Source organism: Nocardia carnea, assembly GCF_029868855.1.
Taxonomy (GTDB): domain Bacteria; phylum Actinomycetota; class Actinomycetes; order Mycobacteriales; family Mycobacteriaceae; genus Nocardia; species Nocardia carnea_A.
The window spans coordinates 1-3,295 of sequence record NZ_JARWOV010000200.1 but is presented as its reverse complement, the minus strand read 5'-3'; the positions used below and the strand labels follow the sequence as shown (position 1 = coordinate 3,295).

General features: G+C 64.6%; 4 protein-coding genes. 3 read left to right on the top strand and 1 reads right to left on the bottom strand.

Annotation, left to right across the window (positions count from 1 at the left end; translation table 11 throughout):
- Positions 1-587 precede the first annotated feature (587 nt).
- Entirely contained in the window at positions 588-1,457 is an 870-nt protein-coding gene (locus tag QH195_RS19170) for a formate/nitrite transporter family protein (RefSeq protein ID WP_280436433.1), read from the bottom strand.
- Positions 1,458-1,714: 257 nt separating this feature from the next.
- Here QH195_RS19170 and cynS point away from each other — a divergent pair, with 257 nt between their 5' ends.
- The 3 genes from cynS to QH195_RS19155 all read left to right on the top strand — a co-directional run bounded on the left by cynS (position 1,715) and on the right by QH195_RS19155 (position 3,080).
- Positions 1,715-2,164, top strand: a complete 450-nt coding sequence (gene cynS, locus QH195_RS19165) for a cyanase (RefSeq protein ID WP_280436432.1) — start codon at positions 1,715-1,717, stop codon at positions 2,162-2,164.
- A 113-nt stretch (positions 2,165-2,277) separates the two neighbouring features.
- The gene (locus QH195_RS19160) at positions 2,278-2,610 is read left to right on the top strand and encodes an ArsR/SmtB family transcription factor (protein ID WP_280436431.1); all 333 of its coding nucleotides are present in this window, start codon (positions 2,278-2,280) and stop codon (positions 2,608-2,610) included.
- Entirely contained in the window at positions 2,607-3,080 is a 474-nt protein-coding gene (locus QH195_RS19155) for an SRPBCC family protein (protein WP_280436430.1), read from the top strand. Before QH195_RS19160 ends, QH195_RS19155 begins: the two co-directional genes overlap by 4 nt.
- Positions 3,081-3,295 lie beyond the last annotated feature (215 nt).

The following is a 3,295-nucleotide window of genomic DNA, read 5'->3' as shown; positions in this document are numbered from 1 at the left end:
AAACTTTCGGCATTGTAACCTAAAGCAAGGTATTCATTGTGCGAGTACTGTTCGGTGATATTTTCATTCACCACTCCCGTTATTTGTGGGTGATCTAACCACCCCCCGCCCCCCCCAACTTTTGGGGGGGGGCCCCGATTGCGTTCGTGCCGAACCGGGCGGAACCGGAGGCGGCGATACACGTCGAGGTGTTCCGAACCTTCAGCCCAGGGCTCGCCGCCCGGCTCGTGCGGCGAATGCGTCGAGCGCGCTCAGGATCTCGCGTGCCTGCCACATTCGATTGCGGCGCTTGCCGGTGAATTCGATGAGGCTCCCGGCCTCGGCCAGGGGCGCGATAGCCCGTACGGCGTTCGATGGTGTGGCGCCCAGTTCGCGGGTAACGGTCGACGCGTCGAAAAACCGGGATTCGGAGCGCCGGATCGGCGACCTTCCATACGGCCGCTCGATGCCTCGCCTTGATCACCGAGTGCCAGTCCTGCCGGATTTCGATGATTTCCGACAGCAGTCGGCGAGAATTTGTGACGGCGGCAAAAAGTGGCCTCCGCCATTGCGGTGACGTCGCAGTCGGGTGCCGGCGCAGGTATGTATCAGGCCCGGGTACTGCTCTCGACCGGCGCCGCATCGGTTTCCGCGGCCGGTTCGCTCGCCGGGCGTGGCCGGGGATCGGCGGTGCGAGCGTGGGTGGCGTAGAGCGTGAGTCCGACGAACGCCAGGCCGCCCACCAGATTCCCGATAACGGTGGGGATTTCGTTCCAGATCAGGTAGTCGCCGACGGAGAAATCGCCACCCAGCAGGAGGCCGGAGGGGAACAGGAACATATTGACGATCGAATGCTCGAACCCCATGTAGAAGAACAGCATGATCGGCATCCACATGGCGATTACTTTGCCGGACACCGAGGTCGACATCATTGCCGCGACGACGCCGGTGGAAACCATCCAGTTGCACAGCACGCCGCGGATGAAAAGGGTGAGCATGCCGGACGCGCCGTGGTCGGCGTAGCCGACGGTGCGGGATTCGCCGATTTCCCCGAGTCGCTGACCGACCTCGTTCGGGTCCATCGAGAAACCCATGGTCACGATGATCGCCATCATCACGGCAACGGTGAACGCTCCGGCGAAATTACCGACGAAGACGAGGGACCAGTTGCGCAGTACCGCACGCCAGTTCACCCCTGGCCGCTTGTCCAGCCAGGCCAGCGGGACGAGTGTGAATACACCGGTCAGCAGATCGAAACCCAGTAGGTACAGCAGGCAGAAGCCGACCGGGAACAGGACCGCGCCGAGCAGCGCGTTGCCCGTCTGCACCGTGATGGTGACCGCGAACGCGGCGGCAAGGGCCAGAATCGCACCCGCCATGAAGGCACGGATCACCGTATCCCGGGTGGACATGAATGCTTTCGCTTCCCCGGCGTCGATCATTGCGCCGACGAATTCCGCCGGTTTGAGGTACGACATGACACGTCCTTCGCTCGTAGTGCTCGTGGGCGAAGTGTGCGATGCCCGGATTTCCGGGTCGTATCGAATCCAGCGCACGCGTGTAACCGGGTCCTCACCGGGGTGGTCCGGCACCGTTTCGTTCGTTTATCGGGGTTTCGGGGATTTCTTCCTCGAATGTATCGGTGAGGTGAACAGTGCGATACCGATGCGGTCGGATATGCCCGGCGGTGGCAGGCTTTCGATATTTCCGGTGTTCGCGATATCAGGAGGTTTCGATGGAACCGATCATGAGCAAAAGTGCCGCAGCGGATCTCGTTGTCGCGGCGCGTATCCGGCGCGGGCTCACCTGGGCGGCCATCGCCGATGCGCTCGGAGCGCCGCTGGTCTGGACAACGTCCGCGCTGCTCGGGCAGCATCCGATGACGGCGGAGCAGGCGCGCCAGGCGTGTGATCTGCTGGGGTTGGACGACGCGGTGGCGGAGAGCCTGAGCCGGCAACCGGCCCGCGGCGCGGATCCGGCCCTGATGAGCGACCCCACCATCTACCGATTCGTGGAAGCGATCTCCGTGTACGGTCCCGCGCTCAAGGAGCTCATCCACGAGGAGTTCGGGGACGGGATCATGAGCGCTATCAACTTCAAGGTCGACTTCGCCCGGCGGGCGGACCCCGACGGAGACCGTGTCGTCATCACCTTCGACGGAAAGTTCCTCGACTATCGCTGGTGACGGTTCCGAGGCGGCGTGACCGTGAGCGCGGTAGGAGTTCGGGCGTGTGGGCTGCGGAAATTTTCCGCGGTGGCTTGTTGACACTGCGGCGTCGGTCGCCAATACTGAACTAGATGGTTCAGTATGAGTTCTTGGACGCCTCCTTCGGAGCGCTCGCGGACCCCACCAGGCGGGGCATCCTCGAGCGGCTCGGCCGCGGCCCCGCCACCGTCAGTGAACTGGCGGACGAATTCTCGATGACCCTCACCGGCATCAAGAAACACATCCAGTTGCTCGAGGGTGCGGGGATGGTGGTCACCGAGAAAAAGGGGCGGGTCCGGTACTGCCGGATCGGTTCCGATGTGTTCGAACGGGAGGTGGCCTGGATGCAGGGCTACCGGCAGATGCTGGAAGCACGGATGGACCGTCTCGGCGAATTCCTGCAACGAACGGAGCACGAACAATGAGCACTGTCACCGAAGAAGCCGTCGTCACCACTCCCGCGGACCGCGAGATCCGGGTCGAACGGGTTTTCAACGCCTCGCGCGAGCGGGTCTGGGCCGCTTACAGCCGGATCGAACAGCTGGCCCAATGGTGGGGACGCGGCAACCAGCTCGATATCGAGCGCTGGGAGTTCCGGGCGGGTGGGCACTGGCGTTTCGTCGAGCGCGCAGACGGCGAGTCCCACGGGTTCGAGGGCCGGTTCCGGGAGATCGTGCCCCAGGAACGGATCGTGCAGTCCTTCGAGTGGGACGGTATGCCCGCGCACATCACCATCGACGCGGCGACGTTCGAGGATCTCGGCGACGGGCGTACGCGAGTGGTCACCGTCAGCCAGTTCCACACCCCGGAGGAGCGGGATGGCATGCTGCAGTCCGGGATGGCCGAGGGTCTCAACGCGAGTTACCGGGCGCTGGACGCCCTCCTGGCGAAGTAACCGGTGGGCGCCCCCTCGGTCCCGAACCGTGGCCGAGGGGGCGCGAGACACGCAGGTCCCTTGTTCACCACTCGGGTCGCGTGGGGCCACAGCGGTGGCTCACCCCGCGCAGTGCAGCGGGGGCAACAGCGGCGCGGGGGTGCGGCGGGCGGTGAACCCCACGGCGGGGTCGGCCTCCGCGTCATCCGCCAGTTCGGCCCGGGTGAGCGATACCG